The organism is Mycolicibacterium rhodesiae, assembly GCF_002086695.1.
GTDB lineage: Bacteria > Actinomycetota > Actinomycetes > Mycobacteriales > Mycobacteriaceae > Mycobacterium > Mycobacterium rhodesiae.
On sequence record NZ_MVIH01000012.1, the window covers coordinates 129,806 to 149,384 of the forward strand.

Genomic DNA, 19,579 nt, shown 5'->3' on the forward strand with positions numbered 1-19,579 from the left:
CTAGCGCAGCAATTGACCGTGCGGACGCTTCGACAGCGGTTTGGGCCGTACGATCTGCGGCCACCAGAACCATGGGCCCATCAACGCTGCGATCGCCGGAGTCATGAATGCGCGCACCACCAGGGTGTCGAACAGCAGGCCGAGTCCGATCGTCGTGCCCACCTGGGCCACCACCACCATGGCGCTCACCGACATCGAGATCATGGTGAAGGCAAACACCAGGCCGGCCGCGGTCACCACGGACCCGCTGCCGCCCATCGCGCGGATGATGCCGGTGTTGATGCCGGCGGGTATCTCTTCTTTCATCCGGGCGACCAGCAGCAGGTTGTAGTCGGCGCCGACGGCCAGCAAGATGATCACGGCCATCGCCATGACCATGAACTGCAGCTCGATGCCCAGGATGTGCTGCCACAGCAGCACCGACAGCCCGAAGGACGCCCCGAGCGACAGTACGACCGTGCCGACGATCACCGCTGCGGCCACGATGGCCCGGGTGATCAGCAGCATGATGATGAAGATCAGCGACAGGGCGGCCACCCCGGCGATCAACAGGTCGTACTTGTTGCCCTCCTGCATGTCCTTGAAGGCGGATGCGGTGCCACCGAGGTAGACCTTCGAGCCTTCCAGCGGTGTGCCTTTGATGGCTTCGAAGACGGCGTTCTTGATGGCGTCGATGCGGTTGATGCCGTCGGCCGACAACGGGTCGTCCTCGTGGGAGATGATGAACCGGACGGCGTGGCCGTTCGGGGAAATGAAATTCTTTATGCCGCGCTTGAATTCGTCGTTGTCGAAGATCTCCGGCGGCAGGTAGAACGTGTCGTCGTTCAGCGAATCATTGAAGGCGGCGCCCATCGCCGCCTGGTTCTCACTCAAGGCGGCTTGCTGATCCTGCTGGCCGGCCTGGGTGGCCTGCTGGGTCAGCATCATGATGCGCATCCGCTTCATCGACTCGATCGACGAGTTCATCAGCGGAATCATCTGCGGCATAACGGCATCGAGTGCGTGCATGTCCGGCAACAGTTGCTGGATGTCGTCGGTCATCTTGTCCACGCCGTCGAGAGTGTCGAAGACCGACCGCGTCGCCCAGCACAGCGGGATGTCGTAGCAGTGCGGCTCCCAGTACAGGTAGCTGCGGATCGGGCGGAAGAAGTCGTCGAAGTCGGAGATGTGGTCACGCAACTCCGCGATGTCCTGCGCCGTCTTGTCGGTCTTGCCCACCATGTCGTGAGTGACGCCGCTCAATTCCTGCATCAGCGTGATCATCTGCGTCATCGTGTTGATGGTGTCTTGCATCTGTTGGCCCTGCACCAGCATGTCGGCCATCCGGTCCTGCATGTATGACCGGTTCATCGTCTGGTTGGTGCCGCCCATGCTCATCTGGGACGGAATCGTGCTGTATTTCAACGGTTTACCGGCGGGGCGTGTGATCGACTGCACCCGGCCGATTCCCGGTACCTTGGCGATCGCCTTGCTGATCTTCTCGATCACCAGGAAGTCGGCGGAGTTGCGCACGTCCTGGTCGGTCTCCAGCAGCAGCATCTCGGGGTTCATCCGAGCGATGGGGAAGTGCCGCTCGGCGGCGGCGAAACCCTCGTTGGCCGGTAGGTCGGCAGGCAGGTACTTGCGGTCGTTGTAGTTCGGCTGGTAGCCCGGCAGGGTGATGAGCCCGATCAGAGCGATCATCACCGTCGAGAACAGGATGGCCGCGGGCCAGCGCACGACGGCCGCACCGAGTCGGCGCCAGAACCGAATCCGCATCGCCCGCTTGGGTTCGAGCAGACCGAAACGGCTGGCCACCGTGACGATCGCCGCGCCAAGGGTCAATGCCGACACCACCGCAACCACCATGCCGACGGCCAGTGGAACACCGAGCGACTTGAAGTAGGGCAGCCGGGTGAAGGACAGGCAGAACGTCGCGCCGGCGATCGTCATGCCCGAGCCCAGCACCACGTGCGCGGTGCCGTGGTACATCGTGTAGTAGGCGTCCTCGCGGCTCTCGCCGACCGATCTGGCCTCCTGATATCGCCCGATCAGGAAGATCGCGTAGTCCGTTGTCGCCGCTATCGCCAAGGTCACCAATAGCTGTGTCGCAAACGGCGATAGGCCGATGAGGTTGTGATAGCCCAGGAAGGCGACGGCACCGCGGGTCACCGTCAGGCCCAGGATCAGCATCACCAGGACCAGCCCGACGGTGATGAACGACCGATAGAAGAACAACAGCATGATGACGATCACGCCGATGGTGGTCAGCTCGATGATCCGGATGCTCTTGTCACCGGCGTGCTGCTGGTCGGCCTGCAACGCGGGGCCGCCGGTCACGAAGACCTTGACGCCCGGCGGCGGTGACAAGCCCTTGACGATCTTCTGGACCGCCTCGACCGAATCGTTGCCCAGCGTCTCGCCCATGTTTCCGGCGAGCGCCACCTGCACGTAGACGGCTTTCGAGTCCGCGCTCAACGCCCCGGCTTCGGTGAGCGGATCACCCCAGAAGTCCTGGATGTGCTGCACATGCGTGGTGTCGGCCCGCAGCGCGGCGATCATCTCGTTGTAGAAGTTGTGCGCGGCTTCGCCGAGGGGCTGGTCGCCTTCCAGCACGATCATCGCCGAACTGTCGGAGTCGGACTCCTCGAAGACCTTGCCCGAGCGCATCATCGCGATGACCGACGGCGCCTCCTTCGGCGACATCGACACCGCTCGCAGCTTGCCGACCTCTTCCAGCTGCGGAACCGAGACGTTCAGTACCACGATCAGCCCGAGCCAGCCCAGGATGATCGGCACCGCCAAGCGGCGGATCCACTTGGCCAGCGCCGCACGCTGCGGCGGCTCGTCGTGGAGCACGCGTTCTTCGATAGGGGTGCTCACCAGGCCCCCTTCGGCTCAACGCCCCAGCTGGGCACCTCGGTGCTGATCCTCCCGTGCGGCAAAAATACTTAGATAGTCATACCAGACTGAGGGCCGCATGTGTGAGGTCGGTAACGGCGTTCCAGGTGCGTTCGGCGTGACCCCCGGTCGACGGCGACCTCGGAGCTACAGCGCGCCCAGATCGTCGGGCACGTCGACGGCGTACTCCTGCAGGGTCTCCAGCGGCACCACGTCCAGCGTCCGTTCGTGAGTGCAGGCCAGTACGACCGGTGCGGCGTGCCCGTCGGTGTGGGCGCGTAGCCAGTTCAGCGCGGTGACACACCACCGGTCGCCGGGCGTCAGGCCGGGAAACCGGTACTGCGGCATCGGGGTCGACAGGTCGTTGCCTATCGAGCGCTGATGGGCGAGGAAGTCGGCGGTCACCACCGCACAGATGGTGTGCCTGCCGGCGTCCTCCGGGCCGGTCGAACAACAGCCGTCGCGGTAGAAACCCGTCATCGGATCGGTTCCGCAGGGTTCGAGGGGGCCGCCCAGGACGTTGCGATCAGCCATGTCAGCCAGTATTCCGCGGTGCGGGAAGCGATGCGGCTCTTCGGGGGTTGCTAAGAGAAATGACACGTTGCACCGGGTCGGGCCGTCGATGGCGCGACCCGTCCTGAGAGGCCGGAATGCCGAACTGGCCGCCGTGGCGACACTGCTGCGGCGGGCCGGCGACGTGCGGCAAGGCTGTGTGATCTGTCTGCGCGGCGAGCCCGGCATTGGCAAGAGCACGATGCTGCAGGCGGTCGCCCGGCAGGCGGCCGCGGCCGGTTTCGCGGTGGGTTTCGGCAAGGCTGAGGAGTTGGATCAGATCTCGGCAGGCGCCCCGCTGCTGGTCGCGCTGCGGTCGGGCTCGCAGCCCCTGCTGGACGCCGACACGTTCGCGGGCCTCGCGCCACTTCATCACCAGCCGGTGTGGCTCATCGACCGCATCGCTTCGCTGCTCGCCGAGATCTCGCCCCGCAGTCCCGTCCTGATCGTCGTCGACGACGCTCAGTGGGCGGACCCGGTAACCCGATTCGCCCTCGAGACGTTGCCCGGCCGTCTCGCCGAAGCGCCGGTGGTCTGGCTGACCGCCAGCCGCGACGTCGGCGGCGAGCCGCCCGGTGCCCTCGACGACGTCGAGCGGCACGACGTGGTGCTGGGACCACTGACCGGCGCCGAGCTGGACGCGCTGGCACTCGATCATCTGGGCGGTCCGGCCGAGGGTCTGACGCATCGGCGCCTACATGCGTTGGGCGGCAACCCTTTTCTCGCAGTCCAGCTGCTATCAGGGGTGGCGGCGGCGCGCAGTGCCGGGGCGGAGACCGACGACATCCCGCCGGCGTTTGCCGATGCGATCGAGAGCCGGTTGCGTTCGCTCAGTACAGAAACCGCCGAGCTGGTCGAATGCGCGGCTGTTTGGGGCCGGCCGCTCGACCTGTCCGACGCGGCCGAGTTGCTTGCCGGCCGGTCCGTTGCGGCAATCACGGCGCAGCGGCGTGAGGCTCACGCGCGCGGCTTGCTGGCTGAGGATCGCGACCACATCGCCTTCGCCCACGACCTGATCAGGGAAGCTGTTTACGAGACGGTTCCCGCAGCGGTCCGGCGCGCTCTGCACCTGCGGTGTGCCCGATATCTGGTGTCGTCGGGCAGGGGCGTGGTCGCCGCAGCGCCGCACGCGCGCGCCGCTGCCCGACCAGGCGACCACGAGGTGGTGCAGATCCTGTGCGGTGCTGCCGCGCAGACGTCGCTGACCATGCCCGCGGTCGCCGCGCCGCTGATCGTCGAAGCATTCGGATTGCTCGATCACAAGGACCCGCGGCGTATGGAGATCGGCGAACAGTGCGCCGAAATTCTCATCCGCGCCCAGCGCGGCAGCGACGCTGTGACGGTCATCGACGCGCTCCTGATGGAGACATCCGATGCTGAAACCCGGGCTCGTCTGCAATCTCTTGCTGCTCAAGCGCTTTGGCTGATGGGTCAGCTTGGCGAGATAGATCGCCGGATTGTCGACGTGCAGGATCGTCGCGCGGTGTCACCACAGCTGCAGGCCCGCCTCGCCGCGGCCGAGGCTTTGGTGCTCACCCGTGCAGGCACTGCCAAGGCGGCCACCGAAGCCGCCGAAGCAGCCCTGGCACGCGGCCGCGCGCTGGGCGACGAGCGGACTCAACTCCTGGCCTTGGAGGCCCTCGCCGAAGCCGACACCGCCGAAGGCCGGCACGGGTCGGCCCGCAGGCATTACCGCGCTCTGCGCGCGCTGGGCGGCACGACGTACCTGGCCGGCGAGGTCCTCGCGCTGCAGCAACTCGACCGGTTCGACGAGGCCGAGGACCTGCTCGCTCGTGTACATCAGCGCCACGACCACAGCCTGCCGTCGCTCGTGTTCGCCCAACTCCTGCAGGACTTCAAGCTCGGACGCTTCGCCGAGGCCGACGCCGGCGCGATGACGGTGATCCGCCTGTGCGACGAAATGGGCACCTATGTCCACAAATTCGAGGCCTGGCTGATCGGCAGTGTCGTCGCGGTGATCCGTGGTGATTTGGCATTGGCCCGGGAACGGCTTCGGCCTGCCGAGGAGACCAGGCAGGCCGACGATGCCTTCCGCAAGGCTCCGACCTTATTGATCAAAGGTCGATTAGCAGGAGCCGAAGGCCGATTCGAGGACAGCGTGCAAATCCTCAAGCCGCTGATGGACTCACTGGCGCGGTCGAGGTCGTGGTGGCCGAGGAGTCCTGAGCTGCTGCGGGTACAAGCGGGCATCGCGATCGCCGCTGCTGACGACGAATTCGCTTGGCAGACAGTCGAACGTGCCAGAACCGCTGCCGAACGCAATCCCGGCGTGGCCAGCTTCGAGGGCGTGGCGCTGCAAGTCGAGGGATTCGTCACCGGTGACGCAGGAACGCTGCGCAGCGCGGTCAAGATCCTTCGTGAGTCACCGCGCTCGTTCTTGTTGGCGGGGGCGCTGGCCGACTACGGTGCCGTCCTGGTCGACCAGGGCGACCGGCACACCGCGGCGGTGGCGTTGACCGAAGCGTGGGACCGCTATGCCGAGCTCGGAGCGAACTTCTATCTACCCGGTGTGGAACGCAACTTGAGCAGGGCCGGTGCACCCACCGGCAGCGGGGAGAGCCTCACCAAGGCCGAGGAGCGGGTCGCCCAGCTGGTGAGTGAGGGCCACACGAACCAATCCGTAGCATCCACTCTCGGCGTGTCGGTCCATACGGTGAACACGCATCTACGTGCGGTGTTCCGCAAGATGGGGGTTCGTTCGCGGGTGCAGCTCGCCAACGCCATGAACGCCACTGCGATCGGGCGCAACTGGTTCCGTAGCCACAGCCCAGGGCGATCTCGCTGACGATCTCATCAATTTGTGTGATGGTCAGCCGAACTTACCCGGCAGTAGGTTCCCGAATGTCAGTACAACCTCAACATCTCGGGATTCCTCATGCAACGTGCTGTTCGTTCCTCCGTCACGGCGAGTATGGCGCTGCTCGGCGCCGGCGTCATCGCCGCCTCTCCGATCGCGCCACCGGTGTCACACATTCACCTGCCCGCGGTCCATTTCGACGCGAGCCTCGCGGCGGCAGTCAGCCCGATCGACTCCTACAGAGAGGTCTTCGAGGCGGCGCGTACCAACCTTCAGGCCCTTGTCGACGCGGCCGACCCCGGTGAGGTGCTGAAACAGATCGTCGCGAACCAGACCGCGAGCCTCAGCGCGCTCGGGACAGCCTTGGGCGACGCGGGCAACGGACTTTTCACCGCGCTGACGAAGACGTCACCCGACCTGTTGAAGACGGTGCTTACCTCGCTTGCCGCGGGCAATGTGGAGGCGGCAACCAACGCTCTGCTGACCGTCCCGGTGGCAGTGGGCCTGCCGTTGATAAACCTGCTGCCCGCCGTCGAGCAGTTCGTCACCCAGCCCATTCAGAACCTGATCAACGTTGCCGGGGTATTCCGGGATCCGCTGCAGGATGGACTCTACGTCGTCGGCTTACTCGGACCGGTGATCAGCGGCCTGGGGGCTGCCGGCGCCGCCACCCAGAACGTCATCGACGCTGTCCGCACCGGCGACCCGCGTCAGGTCGTCAACGCCATCCTCACCGGTCCCGCCACGATTCTCGACGGTGTACTCAACGGCGGCTTCGGACCCGACCTGGGGCCCCTTGTCAGTCCGGGGCTGTCGGTGCTGGCTGGAGGACTGTTCTCCGCGAGTGGAATTTCGATCGGACCAGACGGCGGAATCATCCTCAATGCCGCAGGCCCCATTTCGACTCTGCAGACACTGGCACACCAGATTGCAGCGGCCCTGAAGCCGGCCGCCACCACGACGGCTGCGGCGGTGAAGACGAAAGAACTGCCCGCCGCGTCGGCCACCGTCGAGACGACGGTGACGACGGACAAGCCGGCGACCGATAAGCCGGAAACGGCCGATCCGTCGGCACCGACCGACACCAAGGCGCCGACGGACACCAAGGCATCGGCAAAGCCGGTGCAGCACAAGCCTTCTGCATCGTCCACCACGAAGGACGGCAAGTCGGCCTCGGCCGGCCCGAAGCACCAGCACAAGCCGCGTGGCCGCGGACACAGCGGGCGCTAACCGGGAGTGGGTCCCTCCTCACCCCCGGGGAGGGGCCCGCCCCCGCGTCGCCCACGCCAGCCGCGATACCCGCGGTGGGCGGCGAACGCGCCGATGATCGCGGTGATGCACCACACGGCGATAGCGGTATAGCCCAGCGGCGAGGACAGGTCCGAAATCGACGCGCCCAGCGCGGTATACACGAAGGCGCGCGGTGCGGATCCGACGAACGCTCCAACCGCCATCTGCCACAACGGCATTCCGAACGCGCCGAATGCGTAGGACGCCAGCGCATCGGAGATGCCCGGCACGAACCGCTGTCCGACCACTGCCCATAGGCCGCGGCGCTGGATCTGCGAATCGATGCGGGCCGACCAGTCGGGGCCGAGCAGAGCCCGGGCACTGTCGCGACCCGCTCGCCTGCCCAGCAGGGCGGCGATGACGGCCGTCAAGACCGTCGAACCGAGAGTGACGAACGTGCCCACCAGCGGCCCGAACAACACGCCGCTGCCGGCGGCCAGCAGCGGGCCCGGAACGAACACGGCGGCCAATCCCGCTGACACCACGACGTAAACCAGGGGAGCGGCGGGGCCGGTCGCCGATACCGCGGCGCGCACACCGGCCGGATCGATGACCTTGGACACCGCAACGAGGTAGAACAGCGTCAGCAGGGCCGCGACGAACAGCACGAGCCGCAGCACGTGCGGCCACCGCCGGGTTGCGGGCGGTTCGGAGTCGTCGGCCATTCAGTCTTTGTAGTAGACGATCTGGTGGCTGGTCGCCAGTAGGGTCCCGTTGCGGCCCCAGATCTGCGCGGTCTGATCGAAGTATCCGCGGGCGAAACGCTGGGCGTGCGCACTGGCCAGGACGTAGTCGGTGCCTTGCTCGGCGAGTTCGGCGCCATCGACGTGGAAGTAGGTGGTCAGCGAGATGGTGCCGGCCGGCAGCATCCGGCCGCGGCGCAGGAACACTCGCGGGTAGAACACGTCGGAGATGGCAGTGAGCGCGGGGAAGTCGAGTACACGGGACGGTCGTTGCCGGACCCACAGCGTCGTCGTGGACGATGCGCTCTCCTCGGATTCGGCCGGTAATCCGCCGCGCACGTAGTGCATGTCATAGTTGCGCATCCACGGCACCATCTCGGGAGCTGTTGTGTGCGAGAGGGTCTCGGGGGCCGGCGCATCGGGCATGGTGAGTTCGGTATCGGACCAGGCGTCACGGCGGACACCGAAGACGGCGGTAGCGGTAGTCGTCGGGCCGTGGTCCTGGGAGACCTCGGCGGTCCAGTGCTGATTGGTCCGGTTGGTGCGCGCGGCCCGCACGGCGATGTCGAAGGTGCCGTCGTTTACCGGCGCGAGATAGTTGACGGTCAGGGCGACGGGCTCGCCAATCCGGTCCGGGTGTCGGGAGATCGCACGAACAACCGCGGCGGCGGTCACCCCGCCGAACGGGCCCACCATGTTCGCGTACTCCGGCGTGGTGTGACCCGCGAAATGCCCATTGTCGTTGTCTGACAGGCTGATTGCGGTGTCGAAAGCGTGGGTGGTGGGCATGGTCATCGCCTCGTCTTTCCGGTCTTGGCTGGGCGTGCGCCGGGGCCTGGCCGCGGCTCGGTGTCGTGGGCGGTCAGCGGGGTGTGGTCGTCGCGACATTGCAGAACCAGTTCGACCGGATGGCCGCACTCTCGGTGCACGACCTCGACCGGTGGGCCGGCCGCGTCGGCCTCCCACTTGTCGCCCCAGTGCATCAGCGCGATCACGGCCGGCAACAGGTCCCGGCCCTTGTCGGTGAGCCGGTACTCGTGACGCTCTCGTTGGCCCGGCTCCTGATAGGGCGCCTTCCGCAGCACGCCAGCCGCGACAAGGGTGTTCAGGCGGTCGGTGAGAACCTGGCGGGGGCAGCCGATGCGGCTCTGAAACCGCTCGAAGCGCCGCGCGCCGTACAGCGCCTCACGCAGCACCAACAACGTCCACTTCTCGCCGACGATGTCCAGTGCTCGCTTGACCGAACAGTTTTCGGCACTGATCTGGTCACGATCGACGGGCACTGTGCCAGGCTAGCAGAGTCTGAATTATGGACTGAGGGAGGCCGCTCACCACTCGGAAGTGGCGTTCGGTGAATCTAGACCAGTGTGGCCTTGAGCGACGACAGGTCGGTCTCCATCAACACGACGTTGTAGTTGCCCCACAGCGACATATTCCAGTACAGCGTGCTGTCGTCCGGATTTCCGTTGCCGTCGACCAGCTTTCCGGTGCCCGACCACGGATGGATCATCGGCGCGTACAGCCCCGGATACGTCGCGGACGTCGCCACCGTGATCGGTGCCGACCATGCGTCCTCGGGGGAGTCGGCGTAGCGCATCTTGACGTTGTTGTTGCCGTCGGCGTACATCATCACGTACTTGCCCAGATAGTCGTTGTACTGGACCGACATCTCGCTGACGTTGCCGCCGGTCTTGGCACCGAACAGGCCGCCCAGCATCCCACCCAGCACCTTCGGGTTGTTCGCCCAGTCGATGACCGGTCCGAAAAGCCCTGCGGAACGGGTGGAATCGCCGATGATCGGCGTGGCGGCGACGGGCTTGCCGGTGATCCAGGTGCTCGTGGTCGCGTTCCAGTACTGGTACTTGGCGAGGTTGTTCACGTCGTCGACGGCGACCCGGGAGAGATAGGCCGAGCCGGCGCGACCCGACGGGGTGCCGAACGCGTAGAGGTACTGGGTGTCGCCCTCGGCAACCTGATCGGCGGGCTGCAGGACATAGGCCGCCTGCTGGAAGTTCTGGTTGCCGGGGACGTAGGGCTTCGTCGAGCCGAACCAGCTCGCCGAGCGGATGGTCGACCGCTGCAGCACCCACTTGTCGGTGGCTGGGTCGTACATCGAGATGGCCGAGTAATTGGTGGTCCAGCGCCCCGGGGTGTCCCACGACTTGACCGACATGTAGTTGACGTACTGCTCGTTGTTCACCGAGATGGCCGACGTCGGGATGACCGTCACCTCCGAACCCAGGAACGGGAACAGCACGCCGGAATTGCGCGGGATGAATTGGTAGGCGTACCCGGTCTGCAGCAGGGTCAGGCCGTTGGTCAGGTTCTTGTCCTGGCTGAGCAACAGGACATTCGAGCGCCAGTCGCCGGTCATGCCCGGCGCGCTGAAGGTGTCACCGAACGCCAGCTGGATGTTGCCGGTCAGCCCGTTCTCCCACATGATGCCGAGGTCGGTGCCGTAGATCCCGAAGCCCTTGGTGTTGTTCGTCTGGGGCCATCCGATGCCGGGGTAGGCATTGTTCGCCTGTCCGGTCACCCAGCCGACCGGATACGACGGGATGGTCGTGGGTGCTGTCGCCACGGCAGCTGCCTGGCGCTGGGAGGTTGCCACGCCCTTGGGTTCGGTTGTCACGCCGACTGCGGACAACAGCTTGGTGACGACCTTCGGTGCGGTGGGCTTCGGCGCGGCACTGGCCGCGCCGGCCTTGGGTATCGCGGTGGCCTCGGGCGCCTTGGTGGCGCTGCGCACGGTCAGCTTGTTCGACGTGCGGGCCGACGACGCGGTGGCCTTGGGCTTCGACGGTCCGGAGGAGCCGGTGCTGGACGAGCTGTGCGACGAGCTGTGCGACGACGAGCCAGAGTCGCTCGAGCCGGACCCCTCCGCCCAGGCCGCGCCGGCGCCGGCGAGGATCGCCACCCCGACACCCAATCCCACTGCCAGGCCACCGATGCGGCCCACATACGCCGAGGCATTATTCGTCGAACCCATGACTGCTTCCCCTTAGAAAACGCTGAGAAGACGGTACCGCACCTGGCAAACCCCGTGGCCGACTCGGAGTCACAAGTCTGCAAACAAATTCACTGGGCATGCAACGACGAGAAGCCGCTCGGCCTTGGTGATCACGGCCGGCGGGTCGTCACCCCGGCGAACCCGCCGGACGGCGTCGCGGAGCTGCGAGGAAACACGGACATCGGCACGAATGTTTGCCAATCCCGGCCGTCCGTGGCAAGATCTCCGCTTGAACAGGCATTCAGGCCTATCTAAGGCCCCCGGCGAGGGCGAGATCGCCGCATTCGGTAAAGGATTTTCATGAATTCGCCCTCTGTTTCCGCCCGTATCGCTGCGGTCATCGGTGGTGCCGCCCTCGTTGCCATGGCGTCGTTCGTCGCGTCCTGCAGCAAGAACGAGAACCCGGCACCGTCGCCGTCGGTCTCGACCACGACGTCACCGAGCCCGTCGGCCACCCCCACCGAGAAGGGGCTCAACCCGTCGAACCCCAACAAGTTCAGCCCGACGGTGATCGCTCCGCCGGCCCCAACCGACTCGGGTGGCAATCACCACCACGGCCTCAACGGGATTGGCTGAGCTCCCGCGCGATAGCGGCGTGATACCGGTCGATATTGGCCGGGTTGACGATTCGGAAGAAGCCGTCGGGCATCGGGGCGTCCTTGGGCGCCTCGATGGTCATCGTGCGAGTGAACAATGTGATGTCCGCTCCTGGCGTGGTGAAGTGGTATTCGACGGTGATCCGCCCCTCCATTCCGCCGTTGCCCTCCCGGTCGTGGCCCAGTCGGCCCACCGACGTGAACACCCACAGCTTCGGTCGCACGGCGATCGCCAGGTGCCACGTGAAGATCCGGTCTCCGTCGGGGCCGCCTTCTTCCCACGTATCGCCTACGGCCAGTGGCAGCGTGTCCAGCTTCCCCACGTAGCTGCTGCCGGGGTAGGTCTTGGTCCAGTTGGCGGGATTGGTGACGAAGTCGTAGATCGTCTCCGGCGATTGACTGAACGCCGTCTCCGAGCTGGTGGTCACGATGCCCAATTGCGTTGCCTTTCGCGTCGGCTGTCCGCGCAGTTTACACTTTCTCTCTAATTTGTAACTCCGCGTGTCCCGGCGGGGGTATGGTCCTCCGGTGCGTTCAGCTGCACGCTTCGGCGTCCATCTCGGCCGCGGTGTGCGGCGTCTTGCCTTCGACTCGGTCCTCGGTGCTAGGCGGTCGTTTCCGCGTCGGATCGCCGACCTGACGCCAACGGCGTTGTCCGAGATCATCGGCCGCCCTGTCGACTCGGTGGCCGTCCTGGACGGCGCGGCCGGCACGTCGAGCCGGGCCCGTCTCGGCCTCACCGGTGTCGACGTGCCGTCATCGGTGTTCGTGAAGATGACCGCTGCCACCGCCGGAATCAGAATGCTGGGGGAGTTGGCCGGCCTCGGGGAGACCGAGGCTCGGTTCTACCGGGAGTTGGCACCAGAACTCGGATCCGGGATTCCGAAGTCATACGGCTCGGCATTCGACTCACTGACGGGCCGGTTCGTGATCGTGCTGGAGGACATGTCCCGCACGCCGTGCGAGTTCCCCGACACCCTGCACCCGTTGTCCACCGATCAGATGGCGCAAGTCGTCGAATCTCTCGCCGGACTGCACGCGACGTTCTGGGGCCGGTTACCGCAAAAGTCAGGTGGCAGTGGTCAATTCGGCTGGCTGATAGCCCCGTCGGATGACCCGGCCAATCTCATCACGCCCACGGTGATGCGGGCATCCGCGCGGCGGCTGGCCGGCTCGACGACAATACCCGTGCACGCCGGGCGCTACATTTGGGAGAACTTTCCCACCGTCGTCGAGCTGATCGACAGCGGTCCGCACACGGTGTTGCACGGTGACTCCCATCCCGGAAACACGTTCTTCCGCAACGGACATGCCGGATTGCTGGACTGGCAGGTGGTCCGCCGCGGTCATCCGTCACGCGATCTGGCCTACGCGATCGTGCTGGGCACGCCCGTCGTCGATCGCGGGACTGTCGAGCACGAACTGCTCGATACGTATCGGAATGCACTCGCAGGCCGGGGCGGCCCGAGACTCGACCGTGACGACCTGTGGATGCGATACCGGCAAGCCGTTGTGCACCCGTATCTTTCGGCGCTGGCCACCGCGGGCCTCGGCGGTATGCAGTCCGAAGGCATTGCCCTGGAGGGTCTACGGCGTGCGGTAACGGCAGTCGAGGAACTGGAGACCGTCACCGCGCTGCAGCACGCGGGCTGAAGCTACTTGGGGCAGTTGATGGTGACGTAGGCGAGGCCCTGGCTGCCGGCCGACCCTGTGGTGTTGATATCGGTCACTGTGCATTGCGACAGCGGGGACAGCGGTGCGCCGTTCTCGTACTGCAGCTGCACGTCGTAACCCGCGGCGTCGAGATCACGGATGGTGGCGGCGGCCGATTCCGATCCCGGTTCCGGGATGCTCGGGGGATCGGCAACGGCCAACGGGGCCAGCACAATCGACGTACCCACACCAATCAGCAGTGTTGCGATGCAGCGCAGTTCGAGCGACATCAAAGTCCTTCCATCGACGGCCGGCCTTCAGGGCTGCCGTCAAGGATGACAGCAAAGTCATGGCCGGACTTGCCACTGTGCAAACAGCGGCTGAACAGGTGTCGAACAGCCGACGACTCGCCAGCTCGGATCAGACCCAAACGATCAGGTCGGGCCGCCCGGGGTGTTCGCGTCCACCGGCCGCCGGTCGGCCGCCTCCTGCGGCGTCGGCCACGACTCCGGCAGCGGACGTTGACGCACCCGCTGCGGCCACCAGAACCACCGGCCCAGCAGCGCGGCGATCGACGGTGTCATGAACGAGCGAATCACCAGGGTGTCGAACAACAGGCCCAGGGCGATCGTCGTCCCCACCTGTCCACCGACCCTAAGGGGACTGACCGCCATCGACGCCATGGTGAAGGCGAAGACCAGCCCGGCCGACGTCACCACCGATCCACTGCCGCCCATCGCCCGGATGATGCCGGTGTTGAGCCCGGCGTGTATCTCTTCCTTGAACCGGGCGACCAGAAGCAGGTTGTAGTCCGATCCCACCGCCAACAGGATGATCACCGCCATCGCGATGACAAGCCAGTGCAACGGCTGACCCAGAATGTGTTGCCACAGAAGGACTGACAACCCGAACGACGCACCGAGCGACAGCACCACCGTGCCGACGATCACCGCCGCCGCCACGACGCTTCGGGTGATCACCAACATGATGATGAAGATCAGGCACAGCGCAGCGATGCCGGCGATCATCAAGTCGTAGTTCGCGCCTTCCTGCATGTCCTTGTACACCGACGCCGTACCGCCGAGATAGACCCTCGAGCCTTCCAGCGGGGTGCCCTTGATCGCCTCGAATGCGGCGTTCTTGATCTTGTCGATATGTGAGATGCCTTCTGGCGTTGCGGGATCTCCTTCGTGGGAGATGATGAACCGCACCGCTTTTCCGTCCGGCGAGACGAACATCTTCAGGCCGCGCTTGAATTCCGGGTTGTCGAACACCTCGGGCGGCAGATAGAAGGAGTCGTCGTTCTTCGACGCGTCGTACGCCTGCCCCAGTGCCGTGGCGTTCTGCTGCATGGCGTCCATCTGGTCCTGCAGCCCGCCCATCGTCGACTGCATGGTCAACATGGTGGTCTTCATGGTCTTCATGGTCGCGATCATCGGCGGCATGACTTCGAGCATCTTGGGCATCAGGACGTCGAGCCTGTCCATATCGACCACCAGCGCCCCGAGATCGTCACTGAGCGTGTCGATTCCGTCGAGCGAGTCGAAGATCGAGCGCATCGACCAGCAGATCGGGATGTCGAAGCAGTGCGGCTCCCAATAGAGGTAGTTGCGAATCGGCCGGAAGAAATCGTCGAAATCGGAGATGTTGTCCCGGATCTCGTTCGTATCGGCCACCATCTGCTTGGTCTTGCCCACCATGCTGTGGGTGATCCCGACCATCTCTTTGGTCAGCGCCAGCATGCGCTCCATCGTGTCGATGGTGACCTGTAATTCGTCGCCCATCTTCAGCATGTCCTTCATGCGGTCCTGCAGATAGGACATGTTCATCGTCTGGTTGGTGCCCTGCATGCTGATGATGAACGGGATCGAGGTGTGTTCGATCGGGGTGCCGAGCGGGCGCGTGATCGTCTGCACCCGACCGATGCCCGGAATGTGGAAGACGGTCTTGGCGATTCGGTCGATGACGAGCATGTCGGCCGGGTTCCGCACATCGTGGTCGGTTTCGATCAGCAGTAGCTCGGGATTCATCCGGGCTTGCGGGAAATGCCGGTCGGCGGCCGCGTAACCCTGGTTGGCGGGGATGCTGCCCGGCAGGTAGTAGCGGTCGTTGTAGTTGGTCTTGTAGGACGGAAGCGCCAGCAGCCCGATCAACGACAGCGCGATCGAGGCGACCAGGATCGGTCCGGGCCAGCGGACCACCGCGGCGCCGACGCGTCGCCAGGTGCGGGTGTTCATCTTCCGCTTGGGCTCGAACAGTCCGAACCGGCCGCCGATCGAGATGACGGCCGCGCCGAGCGTCAGTGCTGCGATGACCACGACGAGCATGCCGATGGCCAGCGGGAAGCCCAGCGATTGGAAGTACGGCAGCCGGGTGAAGTGCAGGCAGAATGTCGCGCCTGCGATGGTCAGGCCCGAGCCAAGGATCACGTGCGAGGTGCCGTGATACATGGAGTAGAAGGCCGTCTCGCGGTCCTCACCGGCCAGCCTCGCCTCGTGATAGCGACCGATCAGGAATATCGCGTAGTCGGTCGCGGCGGCGATGGCCAAGGTCGCGAGCAGGTTCACCGCGAACGTCGACAGGCCGATGAGTTCGTAGTGGCCGAGGAAGGCGATGACCCCTCGGGCCGCGGTGAGCTCGGTGAACACCATGACGAGCACGAGGATCACCGTCGTGATCGATCGGTAGACCAGCAGCAGCATCACGAAGATCACGCCGATCGTGATGGCCTCGATCAGCTTGACCGCCGAGTCACCTGCGTTGTGTTGGTCGTGGCTCAACGCGGTCGGTCCGGTGACGTAGACCTTTATCCCTGCGGGCGGGGGATTGTCGTTGACGATCTTGGTGACCGCGTCGATCGATTCGTTGGCCAGGGCCTCGCCCTGGTTGCCCGCAAGGTAGAGCTGGACGTAGGCGGCTTTGCCGTCCGCGCTCTGGGAGCCGGCGGCGGTCAGCGGGTCGCCCCAGAAGTCCTGGATGTGCTCGACGTGCTTGGTGTCGGCGCGCAGCTTCTGCATCAAGCTGTCGTAGTAGTGGTGTGCCTCAGGGCCCAGCTGCTGATCGCCCTCGAGGAGCACCATCGCGCTGCTGTTGGAGTCGAACTCCTGAAAGTCCTTGCCGACCTTCTTCATCGCCTTCATCGATGGCGCGTCCTCAGGCGCCAGCGAGACCGTGTGCTCCTGGCTCACCTGTTCCAGCGACGGCACCGCGACACTGAGCACGACGACAAGACCCAGCCAGAGCAGGACGATCGGCACCGAGAACGCCCGGACGAATCGGGGGATCAAGGGATTCTTCTTGGGCGGGGTCTGCAGGTCGATCATGCGGACTTCACCAGGCAGAAGGTCTGGGCGTTGACGCCGGTCGAGGTCTTCTCGTCCTTGAGCACGCCGTCGACGAGGATGCGGCACCCAATGGTGTCGGTGTCGCCCTGGGCGACGATGTTCGCGCTGGCGGCGGGGGCGGTCGTGGTGAGCGTCAACGACCAGGGCAGCGTGATGTCACGGGCGATCTGCGGTTGCGCGTCCAGGTCGAGATAGTTGATGGTTGCCACAGCGCCTTCGGGGCCAAAGATCTGATAGGTCACTTGCTTGGGGTTGAACGGCTTCGTGTCGTTGGCCAAGCCGCTGCCGGGACGGGTGAGCTCGGTTTTTCCGAAGACACCGTGCAGGCGGAAGACACCGAACGCGGCGATGGCCACCACCACTACGATGAGCAGCGGTATCCACGCCCGCCTCAGTGCCTTGACCATAGGATTCCCCGACGAAACTACGACGCCGGCACGGACAGCGCGGTGACTCCTTCGGCGCCGTTCGTGAGCGCGGCCGTCCGTCCCATCTCAACCCCGTTTTCTTGTATGTCGCGACAGCTTAGCTGACTTAACGTAAGAGATTAGCTCACTTAATTGATCGGACGATACCCCCCGGTAACGGCTCCAATCGATTCCCCCTCGGCGTTCGTGCCCGAGGTCACACCACCGGCCGAGGCCGGCTGCCGTCACACTCGCCGGGAGCTAATTCCAGCGTCACGCGGTCAATTGTGCGGGATGGCTCTTGCGACGGTGTTTAGCTGTCCTACAATCTTGGCCATGAACGTTACGAGGCTTGCCATGGCCGCCGTTGCGGCCGTCGCGGCGCCGATCGTGCTGGCCGCGCCGTCGCACGCCGACCCCGACACCGATTTCGCCAACCAGCTTCACACCTTCGGGATCTACGGGCCTCGTGACTACAACGCGTGGATCGGCAAGATCACGTGCAAGCGTCTGGCCACCGGACTGGACAAGGATGCCTACGCCTCGGCGAAGTTCCTGGTGACCAACCTCCCGCTGGGTACCAACCAGGGCCAGGCTCTGCAGTTCCTCGGCGCTGCGATCGGCACCTACTGCCCGGACCAGGTCGGCGTTCTGCAGGCAGTCGCCGTCCAGTAGTCGGCGTGGCAGGTCCCGTCGACCGGGTCGTCGCACAGGACGTGCCCGGCGCGCCCGACGCGGTGCGCGCGCACTACGTCGATCTGAACAACATCAAGGACGTCCACCCGCTGGTGGTGTCGGTCGAAACGCTCTCGCACACCGCGACTGAGGACGGCTACGTCCAGATTTATCGGGTCCGTGACCGCATCCCGCTGGGGATCGCGACCCTTCCGATCAGCTATACCGCGCGACTCGAGGTACCCACGTCGGGTCCGGTTCGCACCGAGGCTCGCCAGTTCCCGGCCGTTCGGCTGGACTCGGTGGTGTCCTTCGATCCGATACCCACCGGAACCCGGCTGACCGAGCGGATCCGGTTCACCGCGCCCTGGCCGCTGCTCGGTATCACCGTGCGGCAGGCGGTCGACGCGCACACCGAGATGCTGGCGGGCATCCGCCGCCACTTCGAGAGGAGCTAGCCGGCCGTCTTCCCGTTGTCGACGTTGTAGACCGCGCCGTGGATCGTCGTCGCATCGTCGCTCGCCAGGAATGCGATCACCTTCGCCACGTCGGCGGGCGCCATCATCCCGCGGGGTGCGGCGATACGCATGATCAGATCCCAGTCCGCGTCCTCGGGGGTTTTGAACTCGGTCACCTGCGGGGTGAGCATGCCGCCCGGGCAGATGACGTTCACCCGCAACTGCTCCTTGGTGTATTCGATCGCCAAGGCCTTCGTCATTCCGACCAGCCCGTGCTTGGCCGCGCAATACGCCGCCGAATAGACCTCGCCCTCGATGCCGGCGATCGAGGCGACGTTGACGATGTTGCCGCCGACCTCCAACAGCTTCGGCAGCGCCGCGCGGGTCAGATAAAACGGGCCGTTCAGGTTGACGGCGAGGTCGTAATCCCAGTCCTCGTCGGTGACCGACGGGGTGCGCCGCATCTGGTGAAAGCCCGCCGCGTTCACGAGCACGTCGAGCCGGCCGAAGTGCTCGACACACTGCGCCACCGCATCATGACAGGCCTGCGCGCTGGTGATGTCGACCGACGAATACGCGCCGCCGGGAACGGATTCGAACACCGTCGCCATCCGCTCGGCGTCGCGGGCGATGCCGAATACCGAGGCTCCCCGCTCGGCGAACACCTGCGCCGTCGCAGCCCCGAGGCCCGACGACGCCCCGGTCACCAACGCGACCTTCCCGTCCAGCTGTGTCATAACCCGACCCTTCGCTCAAGCGTGTACGTCGCGAAGTCCCTTCGCGTTGCGCAGTCCCGAGCAGTTGTAGCACCCGACGCAGCCGACGCAGTCGGTGCATCTCACACAGCCGACGCAGGCGGTGCACCCCCGACACGCGACGCACGCCAGGCACGCCACGCATTTGCGCAGCCGCACCGAGAAAACGGAGAGCACGCTGCCCGCGATCAGTGCGCTGCCCGAGGTGGCCACCGAGCCGACAACGAGGGCGCTGCCGGCGGTGGCGATGGATCCGACGACGGCGGCACTGCCCGCGGTCGCGATCGAGGCGTTGACCACGGCGCTGCCGACGGTCGCGATGGACCCGGCGACGACCGCGCTGCTGATGGTGCTGACTGATCCGGCCACGACCGCGCTGTCGGTGGTGGCGACCGAGCCGGCCACGGTGTTCGGCTCGGAGGGCTCGGTGACGGCAAGTGTTTTCACGCCACGAGCAT

The 19,579-nt window shown here is 65.5% G+C and carries 18 protein-coding genes; 6 read left to right on the forward strand and 12 right to left on the reverse strand.

The window, feature by feature from the left end; all coding sequences use genetic code 11:
* A complete protein-coding gene (locus BST42_RS21915) occupies positions 1–2,862 on the reverse strand; it encodes an MMPL/RND family transporter (RefSeq protein ID WP_083121418.1) in 2,862 nt (953 codons plus the stop codon).
* 165 nt (positions 2,863–3,027) lie between these two features.
* On the reverse strand, positions 3,028–3,414 hold the full coding sequence (locus BST42_RS21920) for a DUF2237 family protein (protein ID WP_083121419.1): 387 nt from the start codon (positions 3,412–3,414) through the stop codon (positions 3,028–3,030).
* Positions 3,415–3,502: 88 nt separating this feature from the next.
* Between BST42_RS21920 and BST42_RS21925 the strand changes: the two genes are divergently transcribed.
* Together BST42_RS21925 and BST42_RS21930 are read left to right on the forward strand one after the other, a co-directional pair.
* Positions 3,503–6,238: an AAA family ATPase gene (locus tag BST42_RS21925; protein WP_165760897.1), complete on the forward strand. Its 2,736-nt coding sequence runs from the start codon at positions 3,503–3,505 to the stop codon at positions 6,236–6,238.
* 90 nt (positions 6,239–6,328) lie between these two features.
* Positions 6,329–7,480: a hypothetical protein gene (locus BST42_RS21930; protein ID WP_133057498.1), complete on the forward strand. Its 1,152-nt coding sequence runs from the start codon at positions 6,329–6,331 to the stop codon at positions 7,478–7,480.
* Here the strand turns inward: BST42_RS21930 and BST42_RS21935 are convergent.
* The 4 genes from BST42_RS21935 to BST42_RS21950 all read right to left on the reverse strand — a co-directional run bounded on the left by BST42_RS21935 (position 7,477) and on the right by BST42_RS21950 (position 11,212).
* Complete coding sequence (locus tag BST42_RS21935; RefSeq protein ID WP_083121422.1) at positions 7,477–8,205, reverse strand: TVP38/TMEM64 family protein; 729 nt, start codon at positions 8,203–8,205, stop codon at positions 7,477–7,479. The two genes, BST42_RS21930 and BST42_RS21935, sit on opposite strands and share 4 nt — an antisense overlap.
* Positions 8,206–9,012: an acyl-CoA thioesterase gene (locus BST42_RS21940; RefSeq protein WP_207569555.1), complete on the reverse strand. Its 807-nt coding sequence runs from the start codon at positions 9,010–9,012 to the stop codon at positions 8,206–8,208.
* A gap of 2 nt (positions 9,013–9,014) precedes the next feature.
* On the reverse strand, positions 9,015–9,506 hold the full coding sequence (locus BST42_RS21945; protein WP_083121424.1) for a winged helix-turn-helix transcriptional regulator: 492 nt from the start codon (positions 9,504–9,506) through the stop codon (positions 9,015–9,017).
* A gap of 74 nt (positions 9,507–9,580) precedes the next feature.
* Positions 9,581–11,212 carry a glycoside hydrolase family 183 protein gene (locus BST42_RS21950; RefSeq protein ID WP_083121425.1) on the reverse strand — a complete coding sequence of 544 codons (1,632 nt, stop codon included), beginning with the start codon at positions 11,210–11,212 and terminating at the stop codon, positions 9,581–9,583.
* A 321-nt stretch (positions 11,213–11,533) separates the two neighbouring features.
* Between BST42_RS21950 and BST42_RS21955 the strand changes: the two genes are divergently transcribed.
* On the forward strand, positions 11,534–11,809 hold the full coding sequence (locus tag BST42_RS21955) for a hypothetical protein (protein WP_083121426.1): 276 nt from the start codon (positions 11,534–11,536) through the stop codon (positions 11,807–11,809).
* Here BST42_RS21955 and BST42_RS21960 read toward each other — a convergent pair.
* Complete coding sequence (locus BST42_RS21960; RefSeq protein ID WP_083121427.1) at positions 11,793–12,266, reverse strand: SRPBCC family protein; 474 nt, start codon at positions 12,264–12,266, stop codon at positions 11,793–11,795. The genes BST42_RS21955 and BST42_RS21960 overlap by 17 nt on opposite strands.
* Positions 12,267–12,357: 91 nt before the next feature.
* On the opposite strand from BST42_RS21960, the gene BST42_RS21965 reads away from it, so the two are divergent.
* The gene (locus tag BST42_RS21965) at positions 12,358–13,482 is read left to right on the forward strand and encodes a phosphotransferase family protein (protein ID WP_083121428.1); all 1,125 of its coding nucleotides are present in this window, start codon (positions 12,358–12,360) and stop codon (positions 13,480–13,482) included.
* A 2-nt stretch (positions 13,483–13,484) separates the two neighbouring features.
* Here BST42_RS21965 and BST42_RS21970 read toward each other — a convergent pair whose 3' ends face one another.
* From BST42_RS21970 to BST42_RS21980, 3 genes are all read right to left on the reverse strand, one after another.
* Positions 13,485–13,772, reverse strand: a complete 288-nt coding sequence (locus tag BST42_RS21970) for a hypothetical protein (protein WP_083121429.1) — start codon at positions 13,770–13,772, stop codon at positions 13,485–13,487.
* 144 nt (positions 13,773–13,916) lie between these two features.
* On the reverse strand, positions 13,917–16,805 hold the full coding sequence (locus BST42_RS21975; RefSeq protein ID WP_083121430.1) for an MMPL/RND family transporter: 2,889 nt from the start codon (positions 16,803–16,805) through the stop codon (positions 13,917–13,919).
* Positions 16,802–17,233 carry an MmpS family transport accessory protein gene (locus BST42_RS21980; protein WP_083121431.1) on the reverse strand — a complete coding sequence of 144 codons (432 nt, stop codon included), beginning with the start codon at positions 17,231–17,233 and terminating at the stop codon, positions 16,802–16,804. The genes BST42_RS21975 and BST42_RS21980 overlap by 4 nt, the downstream gene beginning before the upstream one ends.
* Positions 17,234–17,569: 336 nt before the next feature.
* On the opposite strand from BST42_RS21980, the gene BST42_RS21985 reads away from it, so the two are divergent.
* Both BST42_RS21985 and BST42_RS21990 read left to right on the forward strand, forming a co-directional pair.
* The gene (locus BST42_RS21985; RefSeq protein WP_083121432.1) at positions 17,570–17,908 is read left to right on the forward strand and encodes a DUF732 domain-containing protein; all 339 of its coding nucleotides are present in this window, start codon (positions 17,570–17,572) and stop codon (positions 17,906–17,908) included.
* Positions 17,909–17,913: 5 nt separating this feature from the next.
* Positions 17,914–18,366, forward strand: a complete 453-nt coding sequence (locus tag BST42_RS21990) for an SRPBCC family protein (RefSeq protein WP_083121433.1) — start codon at positions 17,914–17,916, stop codon at positions 18,364–18,366.
* On the opposite strand, the gene BST42_RS21995 is transcribed toward BST42_RS21990, so the two are convergent.
* Positions 18,363–19,103: an SDR family NAD(P)-dependent oxidoreductase gene (locus BST42_RS21995; protein ID WP_083121434.1), complete on the reverse strand. Its 741-nt coding sequence runs from the start codon at positions 19,101–19,103 to the stop codon at positions 18,363–18,365. The two genes, BST42_RS21990 and BST42_RS21995, sit on opposite strands and share 4 nt — an antisense overlap.
* Before the next feature lie 15 nt (positions 19,104–19,118).
* A complete protein-coding gene (locus tag BST42_RS22000; protein WP_083121435.1) occupies positions 19,119–19,568 on the reverse strand; it encodes a RodZ family helix-turn-helix domain-containing protein in 450 nt (149 codons plus the stop codon).
* Positions 19,569–19,579: the final 11 nt, after the last annotated feature.